The organism is Nonomuraea sp. GTA35 (assembly GCF_041950525.1).
Classification (GTDB): Bacteria; Actinomycetota; Actinomycetes; order Streptosporangiales; family Streptosporangiaceae; genus Nonomuraea.
Genome location: NZ_JBGNUV010000017.1, coordinates 228,454 through 248,880, shown reverse-complemented (window position 1 = coordinate 248,880; position 20,427 = coordinate 228,454). Strand labels below are relative to the sequence as shown.

The following is a 20,427-nucleotide window of genomic DNA, read 5'->3' as shown; positions in this document are numbered from 1 at the left end:
TCGTGCCCGGGCGGCCGCGATGGTCGAGGGCGGACAGGGTCGCGGCGGCGGCCGGCGTCGCCGATCTGCGGCTGCTGGCCAGGAGACGCGCCCCGCGCATGGTGTTCGACTACGTGGACGGCGCGGCCGAGGGCGAGCGGTCGATGGCCAGGGCCGTGGAGGCGTTCGACCGGGTGGAGTTCGCCCCGCACGTGCTGCGGGACGTCGCCGAGGCGCCCACGTCGGTCGAGATCCTGGGGCGGCGGATCGCGATGCCGGTGGTGCTCGCGCCGACCGGGTTCACGCGGATGATGCACCGCGAGGGCGAGCGGGCGGTGGCGCGGGCCGCCGAGCGGGCGGCCGTCCCCTACACGCTGTCCACGATGGGCACCACGACGGCCGGCGACGTGGCCGCCGCCGCGCCCGGCGGGTGGAACTGGTTCCAGCTCTACGTGGTCCGCGACCGGGCCCGCAACCTGGAGCGGCTCTCCCTGGCCTCGGACGCGGGCATGGACGTGCTGGTGGTGACGGTGGACGTGCCGGTGGCCGGGGCGCGGCTGCGGGACGTGCGGCACGGACTGACGATCCCGCCCTCCCTGCGCTGGCGCGGCGTGCTGGAGGCGGCGCGGCATCCGGCGTGGTGGTTCGACTTCCTCACCGGCGAGCCGCTCGCGTTCGCCACCGTGGAGGGCGCGCCGGACGACATGGCGGGGTTGACGAACCTGATGTTCGACCCGTCGGTGACGGTCGCGGACCTGGAGTGGATCAGGTCGGCGTGGCGGGGGAAACTGCTGGTCAAGGGCGTGCAGCGGGTGGACGACGCGAAGGAGCTGGCCGCCGTGGGCGTGGACGGGCTGGTGGTGTCCAACCACGGCGGGCGCCAGCTCGACCGCTCCGCCACCCCGCTGGAGCTGCTGCCCGAGGTGGTGGAGGCGGTCGGGGACCGTACGGAGGTGTTCCTCGACGGGGGTGTGCGCAGCGGGGCCGACGTCGCCGCCGCGGTCGCGCTGGGCGCCAGGGCGTGCTTCGTCGGCCGCGCCTACCTGTACGGGCTGATGGCCGGGGGCGAGCGGGGCGTGACGCGGGTGCTGGACCTGCTCCACGCCGAGCTCGTACGGACGTTGCAGCTCCTCGGGGCGAGCGGCGTCGAGGGGCTCACCCGGGACGTCGTGCGGATCAGGGGAAGTTGACGATCTTCACGGGGATGGTGGCCGTGCCCTGGGCCGGGGCTCCGGTGTCGTTGATGACGCGGTTGATCGTGCCGTTGCCGCCGAGCGAGACGGTGAGCAGGGAGTGGAAGCGCACGTTCGGGTTGACGGGCGCCTCGAAGCCGCGCTCGGCCACGATGCTCGGGTCGACGTTGAAGTAGCAGTACGCCCCCACCCCCCACGCCTCGTGCGAGGTGACCGAGTCGGCCACCTTGTAGGCGGCGTAGCCACGGGTGGAGCCGTTCATCCAGGCGGCCTGGCTGGGCGGGTCGTACGGCATCTCGTTCTGGAAGAAGATGGTGCGCCCGCGCTGCCCGTTCCAGATGAGCTGGTACTTCTGGTAGTGCTCGACGAACAGCCCGTACGCGGTGACGTCGTCGCCGTTGACGATCAGGCCGGTGTCGGCGGTGTTGACCGTCCAGCCGATGCCGGCGCCGTGGTCGCCGCGCCAGGCCCAGATGTGGTCGATGAGCGTGTGGTCGCTGTTGACGACGAGGCTGGTCGTGGCCTTGCCGGCGTGGGCGCCGCCGATGCGGAAGAACACGTCCTGGATGGAGATGGGGTTGGCCGCGTGCGAGGCCGACGAGCCGGGCGGGCCGACCTCCATGAGGATGGGCGAGTTCACGCTGCCCGCGTCGAACAGCAGGCCGGCCACCCTGACGCCGTCCACGTCGGCGACGCGCATCGGCACGACGCCGTTGTCGGGGATGATCGTGGCGTAGCCGAGGCCGAGCACGACCGTGTCGGGCCTGGTGACGTTGATGGTCTGGCCGACGTGGTAGATGCCGGGCGTGAAGAGCAGGTTCAGGCCGGAGGCGAGGGCGGCGTTGATGGTGGCGGCGGTGTCGGACGGCTTGGCCACGTAGAACCGGGTGAGCGGGATCGAGGCGCCGGTGCCGGGCCAGCTCGCGCCGCGCGTGTTCTGCCGGAGCGAGGGCACGAACACCTGGTAGGCGCCGGCGGAGTCCACGTACAGGTAGGGCTTCTCCCTGGTCACGGGGCTGTTGGCGAGCGTCGTGTACGGCGGCTCGGGGAACGACTGGGCGGGCGCGCCCGCGACGCCGGAGAACACCATGTTCCACACGCCGTTGAGCCAGCCGCCTATGGTGCTGTCGCGGGTGAACCACTGCTGCTGCGAGTACGGCTGCACGGTGCCGTCGATCCGGCTGTCGGCGATGTAGCCGCCGCTGGCCCAGCCGTACCCGGTGGGGGCGAGGTTGAGGTTGCCCCTGACGTGCATGCGGCGGAACGGCGCGGCCTGCGAGACCGCCCACTGGTTGGTGCCGCCGGTCGGGGTGATGGACAGGTTCTCGGCCGAGCGCCAGAAGTTCTGCGTGGCGTTGCCGCCGAACCAGCCCGCGTCCACCCTGACCTGGCCGTTGATGGTGACGTCGTCGGGGTTGCGGCCGAGGCCCATGATCGAGGTGTAGAAGCCGATGTTGGCGTTGACGTTGTAGCTGCCGGGCTTGAACAGCAGGGCGTGGCGCTGCAGGCCGAACTGGTTGGACTCCATCTGGGTGAAGACCGAGTCGAGGGTGGCCTGGATGCTCGACGACGGCATCGAGGGGTCGAAGACGTGCACGTTGGGGCCGAGGTCGCCGCCGCCGGGCGGGGTCGTGGTGGTCGTGCGGACGGTCAGCTCCCACAGCGAGTAGCCCCAGCCGGTCGCCCTGGCCGTGCCGTGCACGCGCAGGTAGCGGCCGGTGCCGGTGACGTCCAGGGTCTGGGTGCCGCCCGTGCCGGTGGTGGTGGCGTAGAGGTCGGTCCAGGCCGAGGCGTCGCCGGAGACCTGGACGCGGAACGCGGTGGCGTGGGCGGTCTCCCATTGGAGCACCACCTGGCAGATCTCCTGGGCCGAGCCCAGGTCGACCTGGAGCCACTGGGGGTCGCTGAAGGCGCTGGACCAGCGGGTGCCGGCGTTGCCGTCCACGGCGGCCGAGGCGGGGGTGCCGGCGTTCTCGGTGGAGGAGGCGGTGGCGGGGCGGTTGAGCGCGGCGTTGGCCGTGCCGCACGCCAGGGCCTGTGCGGGCGCCGAACGCGCCGACATCGTGATCAGGCAGGACAGGAGTAAGGCCGCCAGCGCGGCGACGATCAGGGCAGGGCTTCGGCGGGGGTGCACTGCGGGACTCCTCACGAACGGGGGGTGGTGAGAGAGCGCTCTATCGAGCAGAGCGTGCCTGCGGCTCGGACTTATGTCAATGCTTGATTTAACTTCTACGCAATAGTGGGCACGGACGACGGATACGCCGCGTCCCCGAAGAACGGCTCGATGACCAGCGTGGCCGCCCCCAGCGCCACCGCGTCGGGCCCGAGCCGCCCGAGCACCACCGACTCCGGCTGGAACGGCTGGGCCTGCGTGTTCGCCGCGGTGGCGGCCCGGATCGCGTCCAGCAGCCGCCCGCCCAGCATCAGCCCCGCCCAGCCTCCGATCACGATGCGCTCGGGGTTGAACAGGTGCACCAGCGACGACAGCCCCGCCCCCAGGATCTCCACGGTCTCCCCGATCACCGGCGAGCCCTCCTCCAGCAGCCTGGCCAGCGCCGCCTCCTCGTCGGCGGAGTCCGCCTCGACGCCGGCGCGCTCGAGCATGGCCTCGGCCCCCAGGTACGCCTCCAGGCAGCCGCGCGCCCCGCACCGGCACGCCCGCCCTCCCGCGACCACCTTCAGGTGCCCGACCTCGCCCGCGGCCATGCCCGCCCCGCGGTAGATGCGCCCGCCGGTCACGATCGTGCCGCCGACGCCCGACCCCACGAGCATGATGATCGCGTCGCGGGTGCCCCTGCCCGACCCGAACCAGAGCTCGGCCTGCCCCATGGTCTTGGCCCCGTTGTCCAGGACCAGCGGCAGCGGGGTGCCGGCCCGCAGCAGCGCGCCGAGCGGCACCGCCTCCCAGCCGAACGTCTTGGCCCGCACCAGCCCGTCGGGGCCCGGCTCGACGATGCCGGGCACGCCGACGCCCACGCCGAGCACCTGCCCGGCCGGCACCTCGCCCTCGGCGACGACCGCGGCCACGCCGGTCAGGATGTGGCGGGCGACCAGCTCGGGATCGTGCTTGGCCGAGCGGACCGCGTAGTGGGCCCTGGCCCGCACGTTCATCTCCAGGTCGAACAGTTCGACCTTGACCTGGGTCTCCCCCACGTCCACGCCGACGGCGTAGCCGTAGGCGGGGTTGACCTTGAGCAGCACGCGGGGCCGGCCGCCGTCGGAGTCGACCTGCCCCGCCTCGACGATGACGTTGTCGGCCAGCAGGTCGCCGGTCATCGTGCTGACCGTGGCGGCGCTCAGCCCGGTCTCGGCGGACAGCTCGTTACGGCTGGCGGGCCCGCCGAAATAGAGCGCGCGCAGCAGCATCGCCCGGTTCCCCCGGCGAAGATCCCGTACGGTCCTGCGCCCTGACGTGCCCATTCTCGCCCCCGTCCCTCTCAGAAGTCCGCCGCCATGTTAGTTCACGGCCCGAAGTAGCCGGGCGGCCGGTGTTACCAAAGCGTTCCCTGACTTTTTTCGAAGCTTAGATTATGGTCTGGCCATCCCCCCGATGAGGAGATGGCAATGAGCCGAGGACTTGTGCGAGGCGCCGTCGTGGCGGCTCTCGTGACCGGACTGGCCGCCTGCGGAAGCGGCGGTGGAAGCGGCGGTGGCCGGAGCGAGGGCAAGGAGCTGACGTTCTGGATGTACCAGGACCGGACCCCGCAGGCGGGCCAGGTCATGGAGCAGGTCCGCAAGGACTTCGAGAAGGCCAACCCCGGTGTCACGGTCAAGCTCGTCAAGATCCCCAAGGACGACTACAACACCAAGCTGGGCAGCGCCGTGGCCAGCAAGAGCGCGCCCGACGCGGGCATACTCGACCAGCCGCTGGTCTCCAAGTACGCCCTCGACGGCACGATCAAGGAGGTGCCCGCCGGGCTGATCGACGAGGCCGACTACTACAAGGGCGCGCTCGACACCAACCGCGCGGGCGGCAAGCTCTACGGCCTGCCCCAGGACCAGACCACGGTCGCCCTCTTCTACAACAAGAAGCTGGTGCCGGCCCCGCCGAAGACCTGGGACGAGCTGAAGCAGGTCGCCGCCCAGGTGCACGCCGCCGACGCGAACGTGGCCGGCATGAACGTGCCCAAGGGCGACGGCTACGGCGCCTGGATGTTCCCCGGGATCGTGCACGGCGCGGGCGGCGAGATGGTGGACGACACCGGCAAGAAGGTGCTGTTCGACCAGCCGCCGGCCGTGGAGGCGCTGCAGCTCTGGGTGGACCTGCAGAAGTCGTCGCCGCGCAAGATCACCGACTCGGACAAGCCGTTCGAGAACGGCCTGGCGGCCATGACGATCTCCGGCCCGTGGGACGTGCCGACGATCCGCGAGCAGTTCCCCGACCTGGACTTCGGCGTGGCGCCGCTGCCGTACAAGACCGAGCCGGCCGGCAACATCGGCGGCGAGGACTCCGTGGTCTTCTCCACCAGCAAGAACCCGGACCTGGCCTGGAAGTGGCTGGCGTTCCTGGCCGGCGCCCAGAACAACGGCGCGGTCGCCGACGCCTTCGGCGGTTTCCCCGTGCACCTCAAGGCGCAGGTGCCCGCGGGCGGGCCGGAGCAGGCGGCCTTCCTGGAGCAGCTCAAGGTCGCGCACGCGCGCCCCGCGGTGCCGCAGTGGATCCAGGTCAACGACGAGATCATCGCTCCGGCCATCGAGTCGGCGCTGACCGGCAAGGTCACGGCGCAGCAGGCGCTGGCGGACGCGGCGAGCAAGACCCGCTCCCTGCTCGGCTGGAACGGCTGACGTGGCCGCTCCCGTACTCGAACGGGTGACGACGGGACCCGGGAGGCGCGCCAGACGCCGCCCGGGCGCCCGGCGCCGCGACCACCTGATCGGCTGGCTGCTGATCGCCCCCGCGCTGACCTACTTCCTGATCTTCCTGCTGTACCCGGCCCTGTCCGCGCTCTACTACAGCTTCACCGACTGGAACCTGCGCACCGACGCGAGCTGGGTCGGCCTGGCCAACTACGCGGACCTGCTGTTCGACGACGTCAAGTACCCGCACTTCTGGAAGTCGGTGAGCGTCACCCTGCAGTACACGCTCATCGCCGTGCCGCTGACCCTGGTCGCCGCGCTGGCGCAGGCGCTGCTGCTGAACGCGATCAGGCGCGGCGCGAACCTGTTCAGGCTGCTGCTGTTCCTGCCGGTCGTCACGGCGGAGGCGGCGGTGGGCGCGATCTGGCGCTGGCTCTACGACCCGCAGTACGGCCTGATCAACACGCTGCTCGGCCTGGCCGGCATCCCCGGGCAGAACTGGCTCAACACCCCCGAGCTGGTCATCCCGGCGCTGGCGTTCATCGCGGCCTGGCAGTGCGGCATCTCGATGATCATCTATCTGGCGGGGCTCAAGGGCATCCCCGGCTCGATCCAGGAGGCGGCGATCATCGACGGGGCCGGGCCGTGGCAGCGGTTCTGGCGGGTGACCTTCCCGATGTTGCGGCCGACCACGTTCTACCTGCTCGTGACCGGCGTCATCGCGGCGCTGCAGGTGTTCGGCCTGGTGTACGTGATCTTCTCGGGGAACGGGCGCAGCGTCACCGGCGGCCCCGAGCAGTCAGGGCTGACGTACGTGCTGCACCTGTACCTGTTCGCCTTCCGCTACGACGCGATGGGCGCGGCCTGCGCGATGTCGTTCATCCTGCTGGTCTTCATCATGATCGTCACGGCGCTGCAGTTCCGGTTCGTCAAGCAGGAGGCGGCGTGAGGAAGCTGTCCGTCTATGTCGCGCTGGTGCTGCTGGCCGCCGTGTCGGTGGTGCCGTTCCTGTGGATGGTGGCCACCTCGTTCAAGCACGGGCCCGACATCTACACCAAGACGCCCAGCCTGCTGCCGCTGGACAAGAAGACCGGCGAGTGGGCCGCCACGCTCGACAACTACTCCTACGTGCTCGACGTCGGCGGGCTCGGCAACGCCTTCGTCAACAGCGTGTGGGTGTGCGCGATCCTGGTGCCGGCCAAGCTGCTCATCGACGCGCTGGCCGCGTACGCGTTCGCGCGGATCCCGTTCCCCGGCCGCGACAAGCTGTTCGTGATCATGCTGGCCGGCATGATGGTGCCCGCGATCACGCTGCTGGTGCCGCGCATCCACGTCACCCAGTCGCTGGGCATGTTCGACTCCGGGTGGGGGCTGATCGTGCCGAACATCGCCTCGGTGCTCGACATCTTCCTGCTGCGGCAGTTCTTCCTGTCGCTGCCCGGCGAGCTGGAGGAGGCCGCGCTGATCGACGGCGCCGGCCGGATGCAGATCTTCTGGCGGATCGTGCTGCCGCTGTCGAAGCCCGTGCTGGCGGTCGTGACCATCACCAGCTTCCTGTTCCACTGGAACGACCTGGTGTGGCCGTTGCTGGTCACCAACGACCCCGAGCTCTACACGCTGCCGCTGGCGCTGCAGCAGCTCGTCGCCAGCCCGGACGGCGGGCGCGCGTACTACATCATGGCGGGCGCCACGCTCGCCGTCCTGCCCGTGATCGCGGTGCTGCTGGTCTTCCAGCGCCGCATCCTCCAGGGCATCGCCTTCACCGGTCTCAAGGGTTAGGAGAAGCCACTGTGGTCATCGAGGTCCGCGACGGGGTCGCCGTCGTCGACGGCGTGCCGCGGGTGCTCGTCACCGCCGACTATCCGTACTACCGCGACGATCCGGCCGTGTGGGCCGATCGCCTGCGCGCCGTACGGGACGGGCTCGGGATCGAGGTGATCACCTGCTACCTGCCCTGGCGGCACCACCAGCCGGAGGCGGGCACGGCGCCCGACTTCACCGGCCTGACCCATCCGGCCAGGAACGTCACCGGCTTCCTGGCGCTCTGCCACGAGCTGGGCCTGCGGGTGGTCGCCAAGCCCGGCCCGTTCATCCACGCCGAGGTCAACTACGGCGGGCTGCCCGACTGGGTGTGCCCCGACGCCGACCCCGCCTTCGAGGCGCTGCTCGACGCCTCAGGCGCACCCTCGCGCTGGGCGGACGCGGCCGCTCCCGAGGGCCGGCCGCTGCCCGCGCCGCTGGCCCCCGCCTTCCTGGCCAGGGCCACCGAGTGGCTGTCGGCCGTGGGCAAGGAGGTGCTGGACGGGGCCGAGGCGGTGATCGCGGTTCAGATCGCGAACGAGGGCGTCTACACCAGCGGCGCGCTGCCGCTGACGGCCTACGACTACAGCGCCTCCGGGGTGGCGTTCTACCGCGACCGGCTGCGGTCCTGGTACGGGACGCCGCAGGCGTACAACGCGGCGCACGGCACCCGCTACGGCGACTGGGCGGACATCGCGCCACCGACGCCCGCCTGCGGCCCGCTCGCCAAGGCCGACTGGGGGCGCTTCCACGCCGAGTACCTGGCCGAGGTGTACCGCGTCTGGACGCAGGCCGTCGGCTCCGGACTGCCGGTCCTGGTCAACCTCAACCCGCCGACCGTGCCCGAGCTGGACGACTGGCTGGCCAGGGTCAGGCCGGAGCTGTGGGGCGAGATCTGCTACGGGTTCACCAACTGGATGGGCGTCGTGTCGGCCGACCGCGACGCGCACGCCCGCTACGTCATCGCCGCCAAGCGCGCGCCCGGGCCGAACCTGGAGGAGAACTGGGGCTTCTCCGAGCTCTACGACCCCGCCTACATCGATGGTGCGACCAGCTTCCACCAGTCGCTGCTGGCGCTGGCGGCGGGCGCGACCGGGTTCAACGTCTACACCGGGGTGGCCACCTCCGGATGGGCGCCGGAGCTGGACGCCTCCCACGCGGGGCCGTACCCGGACTGCCCGCCCATCGACGCGGGCGGCAGGGCGACGGGGAAGGCGCCGGTGGTGCGGGCGCTGGCGGGCTTCTTCGCCGTGCACGGCGCCGAGTTCCTGGAGTGCGAGCCGGTGCGGCGCGACGCGTTCGGCCTGTACCTCCCGTACGCCGGGATCGCCGCCCTCTCCGGCGAGGACGGGCCGGGGTGCGGGCGGGCGCTGCTGGCCTTCCACGAGCGCATGCGGGCCAGGGGGCTGGACTACGGGCTGGTCGAGCTGGAGAGCGTGACGGCGCGGGAACTGGCCGCGTACCGGTCGGTCACGGTGCCCGGCGGGCCGTTCATGCACCGGCGCGTGCAGGAGCTGCTGGCCGCGTACGCGCAGGCGGGCGGGCTGGTGCTGGTGGACGGCCCCGTGCCCGCGCTGGACGAGCGGATGGCGCCCTGCGAGCTGATCACGCCGTCCGCTCCCCCGCCGGACGCCGGCGAGAGCCTCGTCCTGTACGGCGACGCCGACGCGTTCCTGCGCAGCCATCCGACCCGGGATGTGCACTATCTCGTCGTGCTCGTCCAGTCGGGCAACGAGGGCCCGATCGGGCTGCGGACCCCGTACGGGACCGTCGAGGTGGTCGCCGCGCAGGGCGGCGGCGCGGTGCTGCGCCTGGCCGGCGGGCAGGTCGGCGACCTCGTGATCAGAGGGCTCAACGCCTACCTCGACTGCGCCGTGGAGGCCGGCGTGCGCCTGAACGGGGTGCGCACCGGCGCCGTCGGGCCCGGCGACCTCACCCGGATCAACGGCCGACTTGTCTAGACGAAAGCCGGAAACGCATCGATAGAAGGCACGGGTATTTCGCCACCGGTGTCGTCGCTCTGCTCCTTCGCACAGGACCGCCCGCGGAGAGGAGATCGCCATGGCATCAGGGGAGTTCCAGGTGATGAAGGTGCCGGCCGAGCAGTTGGCCGGCCTCCTTCACGGCCAGGTTGTCGATCCCGGTGCCCAGCCCACGCACGTGGTCCATCGGGACGAAGGTTGGACAGTGGACGTGAGCTGGGAGGTCACCGGCGAGCTCGTCGACTGGCTGGCGGGACGCTGGCAGTTGGAGATCATCGCCGACCTGATGGGCGGTGGCGAGACCCGGCATCCGTCACCACCGGTGGAGCTGACCTTCACCCCTGGCTCTGGCCGGTACACCGCCTCGATCCCCATGCGCGGCCAGCTTTCCCCCGGCACCTATGACCTGGTGGTCAACCTCACCACGACGACGGCCGCGGGCACCGCGGGGGCGCTCGGCGGATTCGTGGTGATCAGCAAGCTGACGGTCAAGGAGTGAGGACCCACCCCCGGATTGCCGGGGGTGGTGATCATCCTGCAAGCACCCCGCAAGCGGCGCCTCCTAGGCTCCTGGCCGCGGCCACCGGGGAGACACAGGCCGCCGGACTGTATCTGACGCCGACGGGGGTGCTCTTAACTCCGTGAGCCCTCCGCCAGGCGACGGGACCAGCAAACGGGAGACTCCATGTCCGACACTCCGATGACCGCGGATGACGTGCTGCGCATCGCGGCCTACAAGGACCGGAGCGCGGCACTCGAAGCCATGGTCATCGCCTACAGCTACCACCGCGTGGCCGGGGACCTCGCGGCGCGCCTGGGCCGGGAGGCCAACAACTGGTACTGCTACGCCACCTGGACCTCCAAGGCGGTCGGCGAGAGCCTCGACCTCGGCCCGAACTCGCCGTTCATCGAGGACTTCGGCCGCCGCCTGCGCGTGCCGCAGCGCTTCAAACGGCTGTTCCGGGCCGCGCTGCTCACCCTGCTCGGGCCCAGCTACCAGCTCGGCCTCGCGCTGGCCAACCGCGCCATCTTCCTGGAGACGGCCAGCCTCGCGGTCAATCTGTGGAACGACGAGCCCGACCGCTTCCTGAAGGTCAGCCCCGAGTCGGACCTGACGCCGACGCCGCCGGAGTTCCTGACCGACCTGCTGTCGCCGGCCGACCCGCGCTACCTCAAGGACGCCGCGCAGCTCATGGTGGAGGCGGACAAGACCGAGGACCTGGCGGAGCGGGCGGAGCTGCTGCTGGGCGCCAACATCGCGCTGTCGGCCTACGAGCAGGCACGCGCGCAGGCGGCGCTGGAGCTGGTGCTCTACCGGCCGGTCCGCTGGCTGACCCGGGTGTCGTGGCGGTCGCTGCGCTCCCTGGTCACGCGCAAGCCCTTCCCCAGGTTCAGGCTGTACGCGGCGAGCCACGCCGACCAGCCCTGGCTGACCCGCAAGCTGGAGGACCTGTGGTCCTCGCTCTACACCCGCCACCTGTTCGCCGTCGCCACGCCGCTCAGCGACGTCAAGGTCGGCAGGCCGCTGACGGCGCCGGCGGGCGTGGACATGGCCAAGGCGTGGGCGCCGATCCAGAACGAGAAGGTACGCAAGCTCGCCGAGGAGTTCATCACCGAGGACCAGGAGGCGTCCACGGCCGGGGTGACCGACTGGGTGTCCTACCCCGACCGCATGCGCTTCATCGTCAGCTACTTCCGCGTCTACCAGAGCGTGGACGCGCTCTACCGGGTGCCGTTCGACCAGAAGATCGCCGACGGGCTGGCCGAGGAGATGGCGCGGGGGCTCGTCCCCGAGGCCGTCAGCGGCATGCCCGCGCTACGCGGCAGGAAGTTCTACGCCTTCCCAGCGGAGACGGATCCGGACGCGTACGAGATGGCGCACTTCGACTTCGAGCCGTTCCTGGAGGCGATCCCGCTTGACCGGTGAGTAGCCCCTCAGTCCAGGAAGTCGCGAGTGATCTCGCGGGCCTGAAGGAGCCCGCGGAGCCTCGCGAAGGCGCGGGCTCGGGTGGGCCCGATGCTCCCGACCGGCCTGCCCAGCCTGCGCGCCACGTCCACGTAGTGCGGCTCGGAGGTTTCCGTGAGCGCTCTGAACAGGACCCGCTGCGCTGCCGGCAGCTCCTCGACCAGCTCTTCGAGCGTGCCGGCCAGCCAGATCCTGGCCAGTTCCCTGTCCACGTCGTCCGTGCTGCCCAGCGAGTCGAGGTCAGGGGTGCAGATCTCCTTCGTGCGCTTGGTGAGCTTGAGGCACTCGCGGAAGGCGATCGTGGCCAGCCAGCCCGGCATGCGGTGGCCGTCCTCGACGCTGCCCAGGTTCTGCCAGGCGAGCATCCAGGTCGTCTGGAGCACGTCCTGGGCGTCCTCGTGGCTGAGCCTGAAGCGGCGGATGCGGGCCTTGAGCATCGGGCTGAACTCCTCGACGAGCTGCTCCCACGCCCAGGCGTCGCCCTCCCGGGCGGCGGACACCAGGGTCGCGGTGTCGGGGCGCGTGTCGGGGCGCGTGTCGGGGCGCGTGTCGAGCCGTTCCATGGTCTGCGCTTGCATGTCGTTCTCCCCGCCGGTCCGGTTTCTCGGGGGGCCAATTCCGGCCGGCTACCTCACCGTGCGACGGGTGATCCGAAAAGACTGTTCCGAAGGCAACAGTCCGGGTGTGGTCCTCGTCACATTCGGGAGATCGGATGCCACCTGCTGTCCGCTCGCGGAAGTCGGCCTAGAGTTCTTGCATGAACGCGCGCAGCGGGCTTCCGTACGAGGTCGAGCCGGTCGCAGCCGTGCTGGCGGAGATCCCGTTGTTCCAGGTGCTCGGGGAGAGCGGCATCCTGAGCACGGCGCGCGCGGGGGTGGCGCGCCGCTACCGGTCGGGGCAGATCATCTTCCATCAGGGGGACCCGGGAGAGTCGCTGTACGTGCTGCTCGACGGGCTGGTGAAGGTGGTCTTCACCACCGAGCACGGCGACGAGATCGTGCTGAACATGCTGAGGCGGGGCGACACGTTCGGGGAGATGGCGCTGCTGGACGGCTCGCCGCGCTCGGCCTCCATCGTGACGGCGCGGCCGTCCTGGGTGTTCGCGCTGCCGAGGGCGCGGCTGCTGGAGCTGATGCGGGAGCACCCGGGCCTGGCCGACGAGTTCCTGCGCCTGCTCGGCCGCATGGTGCGCAGGCTCACCGGCCAGGCCGCCGACCTGGCCTTCCTCGATCTCGGGGGGCGGCTGGCCAAGCTGCTGCTGCAACTGGCCGACAAGCACGGCCGGTCCGACGACGTGGTGGACCTGCCCGGGCTGACCCAGTCCGACCTCGCCGCGCTGATCGGCGCGTCGCGGCCCGCGGTCAACCGGGCGTTGCAGTCGCTGGTGTCGAGGAACCTCATCTCCGTCCAAGGGCGGACGATCACGCTGCTGGATGTCGCCGCCCTGCGGAAACGGGGCGGCCTCTGAACGAACTGGAGAGTACGGGGTAGATGAACGTCCATGACGAGCGCTGGCCGGAGGAGAGGTTCCGGCAGCTCAGGCAGCAGGCCGATCCTGACATCGACAAGGTGGTGGCCGAGTACCTCCAGGCGCAGCCCGCGGGGACGGGCGCGCTGGAGCTGGTCAAGGCCGTGGTCGCGGAGCTGGGGGCGGCCAAGCGGGAGGCCAGGGAGCCCTCGGGCACGCCGCCGGCCTCGGAGATCCTCGACGCGCTCGAATTCGCCAGGGAGCTGCCCGAGTGGGGCGACGACCGGGAGCTGCTGGCCCGGGGGCAGGCCGTGTTCGCCGACTACGGGCTGTACCAGTCGGCGGCGCTGTTCTTCGCGTGCCTGCCGATGGCGTACGTGGAGGTGTCCAGCGCCAAGGTGCTGGCCGGCGTCTCCAACCTGGCCACGCACAGCCTCACCCGCCGGGTGGCGGAGACCGGGCAGATGCTGGTGGACGTGATGGGCCTGAAGGCCACCGACAGCCTGCAGCCGGGCCGTCCCGGGCACACGACGGCGATCGGGCTGCGGATCCTGCACTCGTTCGTGCGGGCCCTGGTCGAGGAGAAGTACGCCGACCGCTGGGACACCGGGCGGTACGGCCCGCCGGTCAACCAGGAGCTGCTGCTGGCCACGCTCTTCGACTTCTCCGTGGTCACGTGGGAGGCGATGGAGACCATGGGCGTGGTGCTGAGCGAGCAGGAGCGCGCCGCCAACCTCTACACCTGGAGCGTCTTCGGCCACCTCATGGGCGTCGAGGTCTGCCGCGACGGCCCCCTCACGCTCGACGACGTCCCGCCGATCAGCGCGCGCCTGGGCCGCATGCTGGAGCCCAGCGACGAGGGCCGCCGCCTGATGGCCATGCTGCTGAAGGAGATGGAGTCGTTCATGCCGCTGGGCTGGCGCAAGATGCCGCGCAGCCTGGTGCACTGGATCTTCCAGGACGCCGAGCACGGCGTCCACCGGGTGCCCGAGCTGCTCGGCGTGCCCGGCGCGGCCTGGTGGTGCACCGCGCTGTTCGCGGCGGCGCGTTCCGCTCACCGGCAAAAGTGGCTGGCAGGGCCCGCAGGCGGTGTGGTTCGCTGGCTGGTACGGAAGGCCGGGCGGCACATCGTGATCGCCCTGATCGACCGCCACTCCGACGGGCAGGCGGCGTTCAGGATCCCCGACGAGCTGGCCCGCGCCTGGCGGATCAAGCAGTCGGCCCCCGCGGTGAAGACGCGCGCGCTCCGCCGCACCGTCCGCAAGACGCTACGAGCGCCCGCGCAGGGGCGGAAAGGCCCGCGCTAGTGACTGCTCCGCATCAGCCCGGACGTGAGCCGGGCACCCTCACCACGGCGACCATCCTGTTCACCGACGTGGTCAGCTCCACCGCGCTGCGGATCAGGCTCGGCGAGGAGCGGGCCAACGTGGTCTTCCGGCGCCTCTACGAGCTCCTGCGCTCGGTGGTGACGGCCAGCGGCTCCTCCTTCACCAAGAGCCTGGGCGACGGGCTGATGGCCGTGTTCGACTCCGCGACGGCCGGGCTCGACGCGATCATCGCGGTGCAGCAGGCGGTGGTCGACGAGAACGAGCGCGCCCTGGAGAAGATCTCCATCAGGGCCGCGCTGGCCGCCGGCGACGTGTGCTGGGGGCACGACGACGTGAGCGGGCTGCCCACGGTGGAGGCAGCCCGCCTGGTCGCGGTCGCCGAGGGCGGGCAGGTGCTCTGCACCGACCTGGTCAGGCGGCTGGCGCAGGGGCGCAGCCGGCACGAGTTCAAGGATCTCGGGCGGCTGCCGGGCAAGGGGCTGCGCGAGCCGCTGCACACCTACGAGCTGCACTGGCAGAGCGCCGACCACCACCTCGGCGGCGGGCTGGCGCCGTGGCTGGACGACGCGGGGGCGCTGCCCTTCGTCGGCCGCGAGGAGGAGCTGCGGGTGCTCGACGGGGAGCTGGCCGCGGCCGAGTTCGGCAGCGGGCTGGTGATCCTGGAGGGCGACCCGGGAGTGGGCAAGACGCGCCTGGCCTCCGAGGTGGCCAGGCGGGCGCTCAAGCGGCAGTTCACGGTGCTGGCGGGGCGGTGCACGGATCCGGCGCGCAAGGCGTACGAGCCGATCGCCGGGGCCGTGGAGCGGCTGGCCCGCACCTCGCCCGCGCTGCTGCTGCGGGCCGGGGTGGACCAGCAGTGCGGCCAGCTCGTCCGGCTGGCGCCGTCGCTGGCGGCGCCGCCGCTGTCGCTGGAGGTGCCGCCCGCCACCGAGCCCGTGTCCGAGCGCTACCACCTGATGGCCGCGGCCCGCACGCTGATCGAGCGGCTGGCCACCGTGCGGCCGGTGCTGCTGGTCGTCGACGACCTGCAGTGGGCCACGCTGGAGTCGCTGCAGATGCTCAGCGCCCTCATGTGGGACGCCGACGCGCTGCCGCTGCTCGTGCTGGCCATGTCGCGGCCCGTCCCGGTCGAGTCGGCCCCGCCGCAGACGCTGCCGGAGCTGCACAAGCTCACCGCGGGCGCCCGGGTCGTCCAGGTGCCGTCGTTCGGGCTCGACGAGGTCTCCTCGGCGCTGACGCAGGCGCGGGCGGGCAGCGACCCCGAGCGGCTGCACCGGATCACGGGCGGCAACGCGTTCCTGGTCAGCGAGGTGATCAGGGAGCTGGGGGCGGGCAAGGACCTCGACGCGCTGGCCGTGCCCGACTCGGTCACCCGCATGGTGACGGCCCGCCTGTCGCAGCTCCACCCCGACGCCAGGGACCTGGTCACCCTGCTGGCCGTCGGCGAGCGCATGACCTCGGCGGAGCTGCGCCGCGGGCTCGGCCTCGACGAGGCCAGGTTCGTGGCCGCGGTGGAGGAGGCCATGGGCACCGGCCTGGTGACGATGCTGGACAACGGGTCCTGCCAGTTCTCCCACGAGCTGACGAGGGACGCGCTCTACGCCACGCTCTCGCCGCCGCGGGCCGCGCTGCTGCACGGCCGGGTGGCCGACGCGCTGTGCGAGACGGACCCGGCCGCGATGCGGGCGCGCCCGTACGTGGTGGCCGCCCACCTGGTGGCCGCCGCCGAGCAGGGCCGCGACCCGGCCAGGGTGAGTGCGGCGGCGGACGCGGCCGTGCAGGCCGCCCAGCACGCGCTGGCCGGGCTGGCGCACCGCGAGGCCGTCACCTGGTACCAGCGGGTGCTCGGGCTGCTGCGCGACTTCCCCGGCACCACGCTGGAGCGGCGCGCCGAGCTGCTGGTCGAGTGCGGCAGGGCGATGTGGCTGGCCGGGCATCCGGAGGCCAGGCGCACCCTGCTGGAGGCCGCCGACCTGGCCAGGGAGTGCCGGCGGCACGACCTGCTCGTCACCGCGGCGCTCGGCGGCGACCGGGGCTCGGCCATCTCGGCCGCGCCCGACCGGGAGCGCATCGCCCTGCTGACGGAGGCCCGCAAGGTGGTCGACTCCACCGACGTCAGCACCAGGGCCCTGCTGGCCGCCCAGCTCGCCTCGGAGCTCATCTGGGCGCCCGACGGCGAGCGCCGCTTCGCGCTGAGCGACGAGGCGGTGGCGCTGGCCCGCAAGTCCGGCGACCCGCGCACGCTGGCGAGCGTGCTCGGGATGCGCAGCCTGACCATCATCCCGGCCGACCCGCTGCACCAGCGGCACCGCGACGGTGACGAGATGCTGGAGGCGGCCCGCAGGACGGGTGACGACCTGGCACTGTTCCACGCGTACATGCAGCGCACTCCCCCGGTGCTCGACGGCGGCGACACCACCAGGGTGGCCATGCTGCTCGGCCAGGCCGACGAGCTGGCGCACCGGCTCGGGCAGCCGCACCTGACCTGGCTGATCGGCTACTCCAAGGCCGGCCTGACGCTCATGCAGGGCGACCTGGTGCAGGCCGAGGCCGAGGCGGAGTCGGCGCTGCGGCTGGGCTCGGAGATCGGCCGCCGCCTCGAGGCCATGGCCATCTACTCCGAGCAGATCCGCGAGATCAGGCGGCTGCAGGGGCGGCTGTGGGAGCTGCGCGAGCGGCTGCGCCGCGCCGCCCGGCGCCCGCGCGTGGATCCGGTGCACGCGGTGCTGCGCTACCTGTGCGAGCTCGGCGACGAGGAGGCCGCGCCGCTGCTGGACCGCATCCTGGACTACGGCGGCGCCGCGCCGCCGCGCAACATGGCGCACCGGTCCGCGCTCGACAACCTGGCCGTGGCCGCCGCCCGGCTGGGGCGGGCCGAGCTGGCGGGGCGGTTGTACGACTCGCTGGCCTCCGGCGGGGAGACCTTCGGGCACGGCGCGGTGGCCCATCACTGCGGGCATCACTACCTGGCCCACCTGTGCGTGGCGACGGGTGATCCGGGGCGGGCCGCCGAGCACTTCGAGGCCGCGGCCGAGGTGCACGAGCGGCGCGGGGTGCCGCTCATGCTCGCCGAGTCCCTGCTCGACTGGGCGGACCTGCTGGACGAGGGCGACCTGGGCGGGCCCAAGCCGGCGGACCTGCGCGAGTGGTGCCGCTCGCTGCTGGCCGGCCGGGGCGCGCTGCTGCTGGACAGGCGCGCCGCAGGGGGCGGCTGAGGGGTTCAATACCAGACCGAACAGGCATTACGCCCATCCGGGGCGGGCGGCCGGGAGCATTCTTGGACGGTCCTTCTCCCTCCAGTGGAGCCGCGCCATGGGATACCCATCGGAACCGCACCGCCAGCAGCAGGAAGCCGCGGCGTTCGCGCCGCCGCCGCAGGACCCGTACAGGCCGCAGTACACGGCCGGCCCCGACCATCCGGGCGGTCCGCCGTACGGGTACGGGCCGCCGACCCCGCCGACCCCGCCCACGCCGCCGCGCCGCCGCCTGGCCCTCGTCCTGGCCTTGGCCATCGGCGTGCCGGTGCTGCTGCTCGGGGGCGCCGCGACGGCCTGGTTCGTGCTGATCGAACCGGTCCGCGACTCGATCACCTCGGCCTCCGCCTCGCCCGCGGACCCGGGCCCGTCCGCCGAGCTTCCCGCCGAGCCGGCCACGCCGCCTTCCGAGGAGCCCTCCCAGGAGACGGCGCCCAAGGGCGACGACGACGACCCGCTCACGAGCAGACCGGGCGGAACGGTGACCCTCACGGGCCTGGAGGCGGGCTCGAAGGTGGCCGTGACGCTCAACGAGGTCTACCACGACGCGGCGCCGACGGCCGACAGCGCGCAGCCGAGGCCGGGCAACCGGCTGGCGGCGGTCCAGCTCACGCTGACCAACAAGGGCCGGGTTGGCTACAATGACGCTCCCATGAACGGGGCGGTGATGATCGACTCGGGTTCGCAGCAGTACCCGTTCTCCATCAGCCGGGTGGAGCAGGGCCTGCCGTTCCACTGGATGACCTCGATCAAACCGGGCGACAGCCTCAAGGGGACGGTCGTCTTCGAGGTGCCGGAGGACGCCGAGCTGGTGCGGTTCCAGTTCGCGCTGAACAGCGGGTACGCCCAGCAGCGCGGCGAGTGGGCGCTGCGCTGACGCGCTGACGCGCCGGCCGTTGTCAGGCCTGCCGGTCCAGGCTGAGGGTCTGGCCCGCCTCGATGGCCACCCGCACGCTCCTGGCCAGCGTCTCCTCCAGGGCCGCGCCGTGCGTCTCCAGGTCGCGCATCCCCTCGTCGTCGTCGGTGTGCGCCAGCAGGGCCCGGTACTTGTCGTTGTTGTCCAGCGCCTCGCGGGCCCGCAGGGCGGCGTCGGCCTCCTGGACGCGGCGCGCGTACCGCTCCAGCTGCTCCACCCTGGCCGTCACGGACGCCACGGAGCGGCGAAGCGCCTCCTGCTGCGGCTCCAGCACGGCCCTCAGCTCGGGGGTGACGAGGCCGCGCATGGCGCGTTCCTGCTCCTGGTGCAGGTGCGTCTGGACCCGCAGCAGCATCGCGATCTCCCAGATCTGCCGGGGCAGCAGCGCCTCGTTGGCCAGCCCGTCCAGCAGGCGGCGGCGCATGACCTGCGAGGTGTAGACGGACATCACGGCCCGCCTGGCGCGTTCCAGCAGCGCGCGGGCGGGTGGTGAGAGCTCGGGGACGAGGACCAGCCGGTCGCGGAACGGCGCCCGCGACACGCGCAGCCGCGGGATGAACGAGTCGATGACCGTCAGGCGCTGCTCCTCGGTCAGGGCGGGGTCGGCGACGAAGTCGACCGTGCGCCTGACGTGGTCGCGCTCCTTGGCCAGCCGCCGCGCCTCCTCGGCGGCCAGCGACCGGCGGCGCATCGTGTCGTGGGCGACGATGAACGCGCACAGGCCGACCAGTCCGACCAGCACGCTGAACACCGCGCCGGCGGGCCCGGCGACCATGTACATGGCCAGGCAGGTCACCAGGACGGCCGCGGAGGACGCGACCGATAACAGCGCGTACAGGCAGCCTTTGGCCACACCGTCCCCCTCTGCACGAGTTCGCGAAGTGCCCTGAGAGTTCACCATAGCCGCCGATCCCGGGAAGATCACGGGATTGGCGGCCGATGTCAGGTCAGCGCAGGTACGAGGCTCCGTTGAGGTCGAGCACGGCGCCGCTGGCCCATTCGGCGGCCGGTGAGGCCAGGTAGAGGACGGCCGCGGCGATCTCCTCCGGGCGCGCCACCCTGCCGAACGGGCTCTGCGCCCTGATGGCGTCGCCGCGCGGGGCCTTGAGGTGCTCGTTGGTCATGTCGGTCTCGACGAAGCCGGGGGCCACGGCGGCCACCGCGATGCCGCGCGGCGCCAGGGCGATGGCCAGCGACTGGCTCAGCGCGTTCATGCCCGCCTTGCTGGCGCCGTAGGCGGGGCCCTCGGGCTCGCCGCGGAACGCGCCGCGCGAGGAGACGTTGATGATCCGGGCACCGGAGGACATGTGCCGCAACGCGCACCAGGCGGCGTTGGCCGCGCCCAGCAGGTTCACGTCGAGCGTGCGCCGCCAGGCGTCCTGCCACTCCTCGTACGACGTCTCGGTGACGGGGTGGTGGAGGAACACGCCCGCGTTGTTCACGAGCACGTCGATCGCCCCGCCCAGCTCCCGCGCCGCCGCGTCCACCATGGTCCTGACGTCCTCGGGGTCGGCCAGGTCTGCCCGCACCACGGCATGCCCCTGTCCGGGCAGCTCGCGGAGCAGGTCGCCGGCCTCCCCGGCGGAGTCACGGTGGTGGATCGCCACCCTGTCCCCCTGGCCGGCGAACGCCGCCGCGATCGCCCGTCCGATCCCTCGCGATGCCCCGGTGACAAGAACTCCACGTCCGCTCATCCACCGCACATTAGGGGATCAACCGCACATGACGGCATCCGGGGCCCGCC

Annotated in this window: 16 protein-coding genes; 11 read left to right on the top strand and 5 right to left on the bottom strand. The window is 72.0% G+C overall.

Annotated elements, in window-relative coordinates; all coding sequences use genetic code 11:
- Positions 1–2 precede the first annotated feature (2 nt).
- Positions 3–1,169, top strand: a complete 1,167-nt coding sequence (locus ACBJ32_RS50230; protein WP_357876218.1) for an alpha-hydroxy acid oxidase — start codon at positions 3–5, stop codon at positions 1,167–1,169.
- Here ACBJ32_RS50230 and ACBJ32_RS50225 read toward each other — a convergent pair.
- Together ACBJ32_RS50225 and ACBJ32_RS50220 are read right to left on the bottom strand one after the other, a co-directional pair.
- Entirely contained in the window at positions 1,156–3,306 is a 2,151-nt protein-coding gene (locus ACBJ32_RS50225) for a discoidin domain-containing protein (protein WP_375132962.1), read from the bottom strand. The two genes, ACBJ32_RS50230 and ACBJ32_RS50225, sit on opposite strands and share 14 nt — an antisense overlap.
- Before the next feature lie 95 nt (positions 3,307–3,401).
- Positions 3,402–4,538 (bottom strand): ROK family protein, encoded by a 1,137-nt coding sequence (locus ACBJ32_RS50220; RefSeq protein ID WP_375132961.1) that lies wholly within the window; start codon positions 4,536–4,538, stop codon positions 3,402–3,404.
- A gap of 198 nt (positions 4,539–4,736) precedes the next feature.
- Between ACBJ32_RS50220 and ACBJ32_RS50215 the strand changes: the two genes are divergently transcribed.
- The 6 genes from ACBJ32_RS50215 (at position 4,737) to ACBJ32_RS50190 (ending at position 11,678) form a co-directional block, all read left to right on the top strand.
- Positions 4,737–5,957 (top strand): ABC transporter substrate-binding protein, encoded by a 1,221-nt coding sequence (locus ACBJ32_RS50215; protein ID WP_375132960.1) that lies wholly within the window; start codon positions 4,737–4,739, stop codon positions 5,955–5,957.
- Positions 5,958–5,982: 25 nt separating this feature from the next.
- Positions 5,983–6,918, top strand: coding sequence for a carbohydrate ABC transporter permease (locus ACBJ32_RS50210; protein WP_375132959.1), 936 nt, complete (start codon positions 5,983–5,985; stop codon positions 6,916–6,918).
- Positions 6,915–7,748: a carbohydrate ABC transporter permease gene (locus tag ACBJ32_RS50205; RefSeq protein ID WP_375132958.1), complete on the top strand. Its 834-nt coding sequence runs from the start codon at positions 6,915–6,917 to the stop codon at positions 7,746–7,748. Before ACBJ32_RS50210 ends, ACBJ32_RS50205 begins: the two co-directional genes overlap by 4 nt.
- Before the next feature lie 11 nt (positions 7,749–7,759).
- The gene (locus ACBJ32_RS50200; protein WP_375132957.1) at positions 7,760–9,730 is read left to right on the top strand and encodes a beta-galactosidase; all 1,971 of its coding nucleotides are present in this window, start codon (positions 7,760–7,762) and stop codon (positions 9,728–9,730) included.
- Positions 9,731–9,956: 226 nt separating this feature from the next.
- A complete protein-coding gene (locus ACBJ32_RS50195; protein ID WP_357876232.1) occupies positions 9,957–10,250 on the top strand; it encodes a hypothetical protein in 294 nt (97 codons plus the stop codon).
- Between the two features lie 186 nt (positions 10,251–10,436).
- Positions 10,437–11,678: a hypothetical protein gene (locus tag ACBJ32_RS50190; RefSeq protein ID WP_375132956.1), complete on the top strand. Its 1,242-nt coding sequence runs from the start codon at positions 10,437–10,439 to the stop codon at positions 11,676–11,678.
- Between the two features lie 8 nt (positions 11,679–11,686).
- Here the strand turns inward: ACBJ32_RS50190 and ACBJ32_RS50185 are convergent, their stop codons facing one another.
- On the bottom strand, positions 11,687–12,295 hold the full coding sequence (locus ACBJ32_RS50185) for an RNA polymerase sigma factor (protein ID WP_375132955.1): 609 nt from the start codon (positions 12,293–12,295) through the stop codon (positions 11,687–11,689).
- A 179-nt stretch (positions 12,296–12,474) separates the two neighbouring features.
- Here ACBJ32_RS50185 and ACBJ32_RS50180 point away from each other — a divergent pair, with 179 nt between their 5' ends.
- From ACBJ32_RS50180 to ACBJ32_RS50165, 4 genes are all read left to right on the top strand, one after another.
- Positions 12,475–13,185, top strand: a complete 711-nt coding sequence (locus tag ACBJ32_RS50180) for a Crp/Fnr family transcriptional regulator (protein ID WP_375132954.1) — start codon at positions 12,475–12,477, stop codon at positions 13,183–13,185.
- A gap of 23 nt (positions 13,186–13,208) precedes the next feature.
- Complete coding sequence (locus ACBJ32_RS50175) at positions 13,209–14,492, top strand: oxygenase MpaB family protein (protein WP_375132953.1); 1,284 nt, start codon at positions 13,209–13,211, stop codon at positions 14,490–14,492.
- Positions 14,492–17,728, top strand: coding sequence for an AAA family ATPase (locus tag ACBJ32_RS50170; protein ID WP_375132952.1), 3,237 nt, complete (start codon positions 14,492–14,494; stop codon positions 17,726–17,728). Before ACBJ32_RS50175 ends, ACBJ32_RS50170 begins: the two co-directional genes overlap by 1 nt.
- 97 nt (positions 17,729–17,825) lie before the next feature.
- Positions 17,826–18,644, top strand: coding sequence for a DUF4352 domain-containing protein (locus ACBJ32_RS50165; RefSeq protein ID WP_375132951.1), 819 nt, complete (start codon positions 17,826–17,828; stop codon positions 18,642–18,644).
- A gap of 22 nt (positions 18,645–18,666) precedes the next feature.
- Here ACBJ32_RS50165 and ACBJ32_RS50160 read toward each other — a convergent pair whose 3' ends face one another.
- Both ACBJ32_RS50160 and ACBJ32_RS50155 read right to left on the bottom strand, forming a co-directional pair.
- Positions 18,667–19,536 (bottom strand): hypothetical protein, encoded by an 870-nt coding sequence (locus ACBJ32_RS50160; protein WP_375132950.1) that lies wholly within the window; start codon positions 19,534–19,536, stop codon positions 18,667–18,669.
- 94 nt (positions 19,537–19,630) lie between these two features.
- Positions 19,631–20,377 (bottom strand): SDR family NAD(P)-dependent oxidoreductase, encoded by a 747-nt coding sequence (locus ACBJ32_RS50155; protein WP_375132949.1) that lies wholly within the window; start codon positions 20,375–20,377, stop codon positions 19,631–19,633.
- Positions 20,378–20,427 lie beyond the last annotated feature (50 nt).

What these genes read in the sequence shown, in the direction of transcription:
- ACBJ32_RS50155 (WP_375132949.1), bottom strand. Translation starts at nt 20,377, where the DNA reads ATGAGCGGACGTGGAGTTCTTGTCACCGGGGCATCGCGAGGGATCGGA.
- ACBJ32_RS50215 (WP_375132960.1), top strand. Translation starts at nt 4,737, where the DNA reads ATGAGCCGAGGACTTGTGCGAGGCGCCGTCGTGGCGGCTCTCGTGACC.
- ACBJ32_RS50165 (WP_375132951.1), top strand. Translation starts at nt 17,826, where the DNA reads ATGGGATACCCATCGGAACCGCACCGCCAGCAGCAGGAAGCCGCGGCG.
- ACBJ32_RS50185 (WP_375132955.1), bottom strand. Translation starts at nt 12,295, where the DNA reads ATGCAAGCGCAGACCATGGAACGGCTCGACACGCGCCCCGACACGCGC.
- ACBJ32_RS50180 (WP_375132954.1), top strand. Translation starts at nt 12,475, where the DNA reads ATGAACGCGCGCAGCGGGCTTCCGTACGAGGTCGAGCCGGTCGCAGCC.
- ACBJ32_RS50190 (WP_375132956.1), top strand. Translation starts at nt 10,437, where the DNA reads ATGTCCGACACTCCGATGACCGCGGATGACGTGCTGCGCATCGCGGCC.
- ACBJ32_RS50175 (WP_375132953.1), top strand. Translation starts at nt 13,209, where the DNA reads ATGAACGTCCATGACGAGCGCTGGCCGGAGGAGAGGTTCCGGCAGCTC.
- ACBJ32_RS50220 (WP_375132961.1), bottom strand. Translation starts at nt 4,538, where the DNA reads ATGCTGCTGCGCGCGCTCTATTTCGGCGGGCCCGCCAGCCGTAACGAG.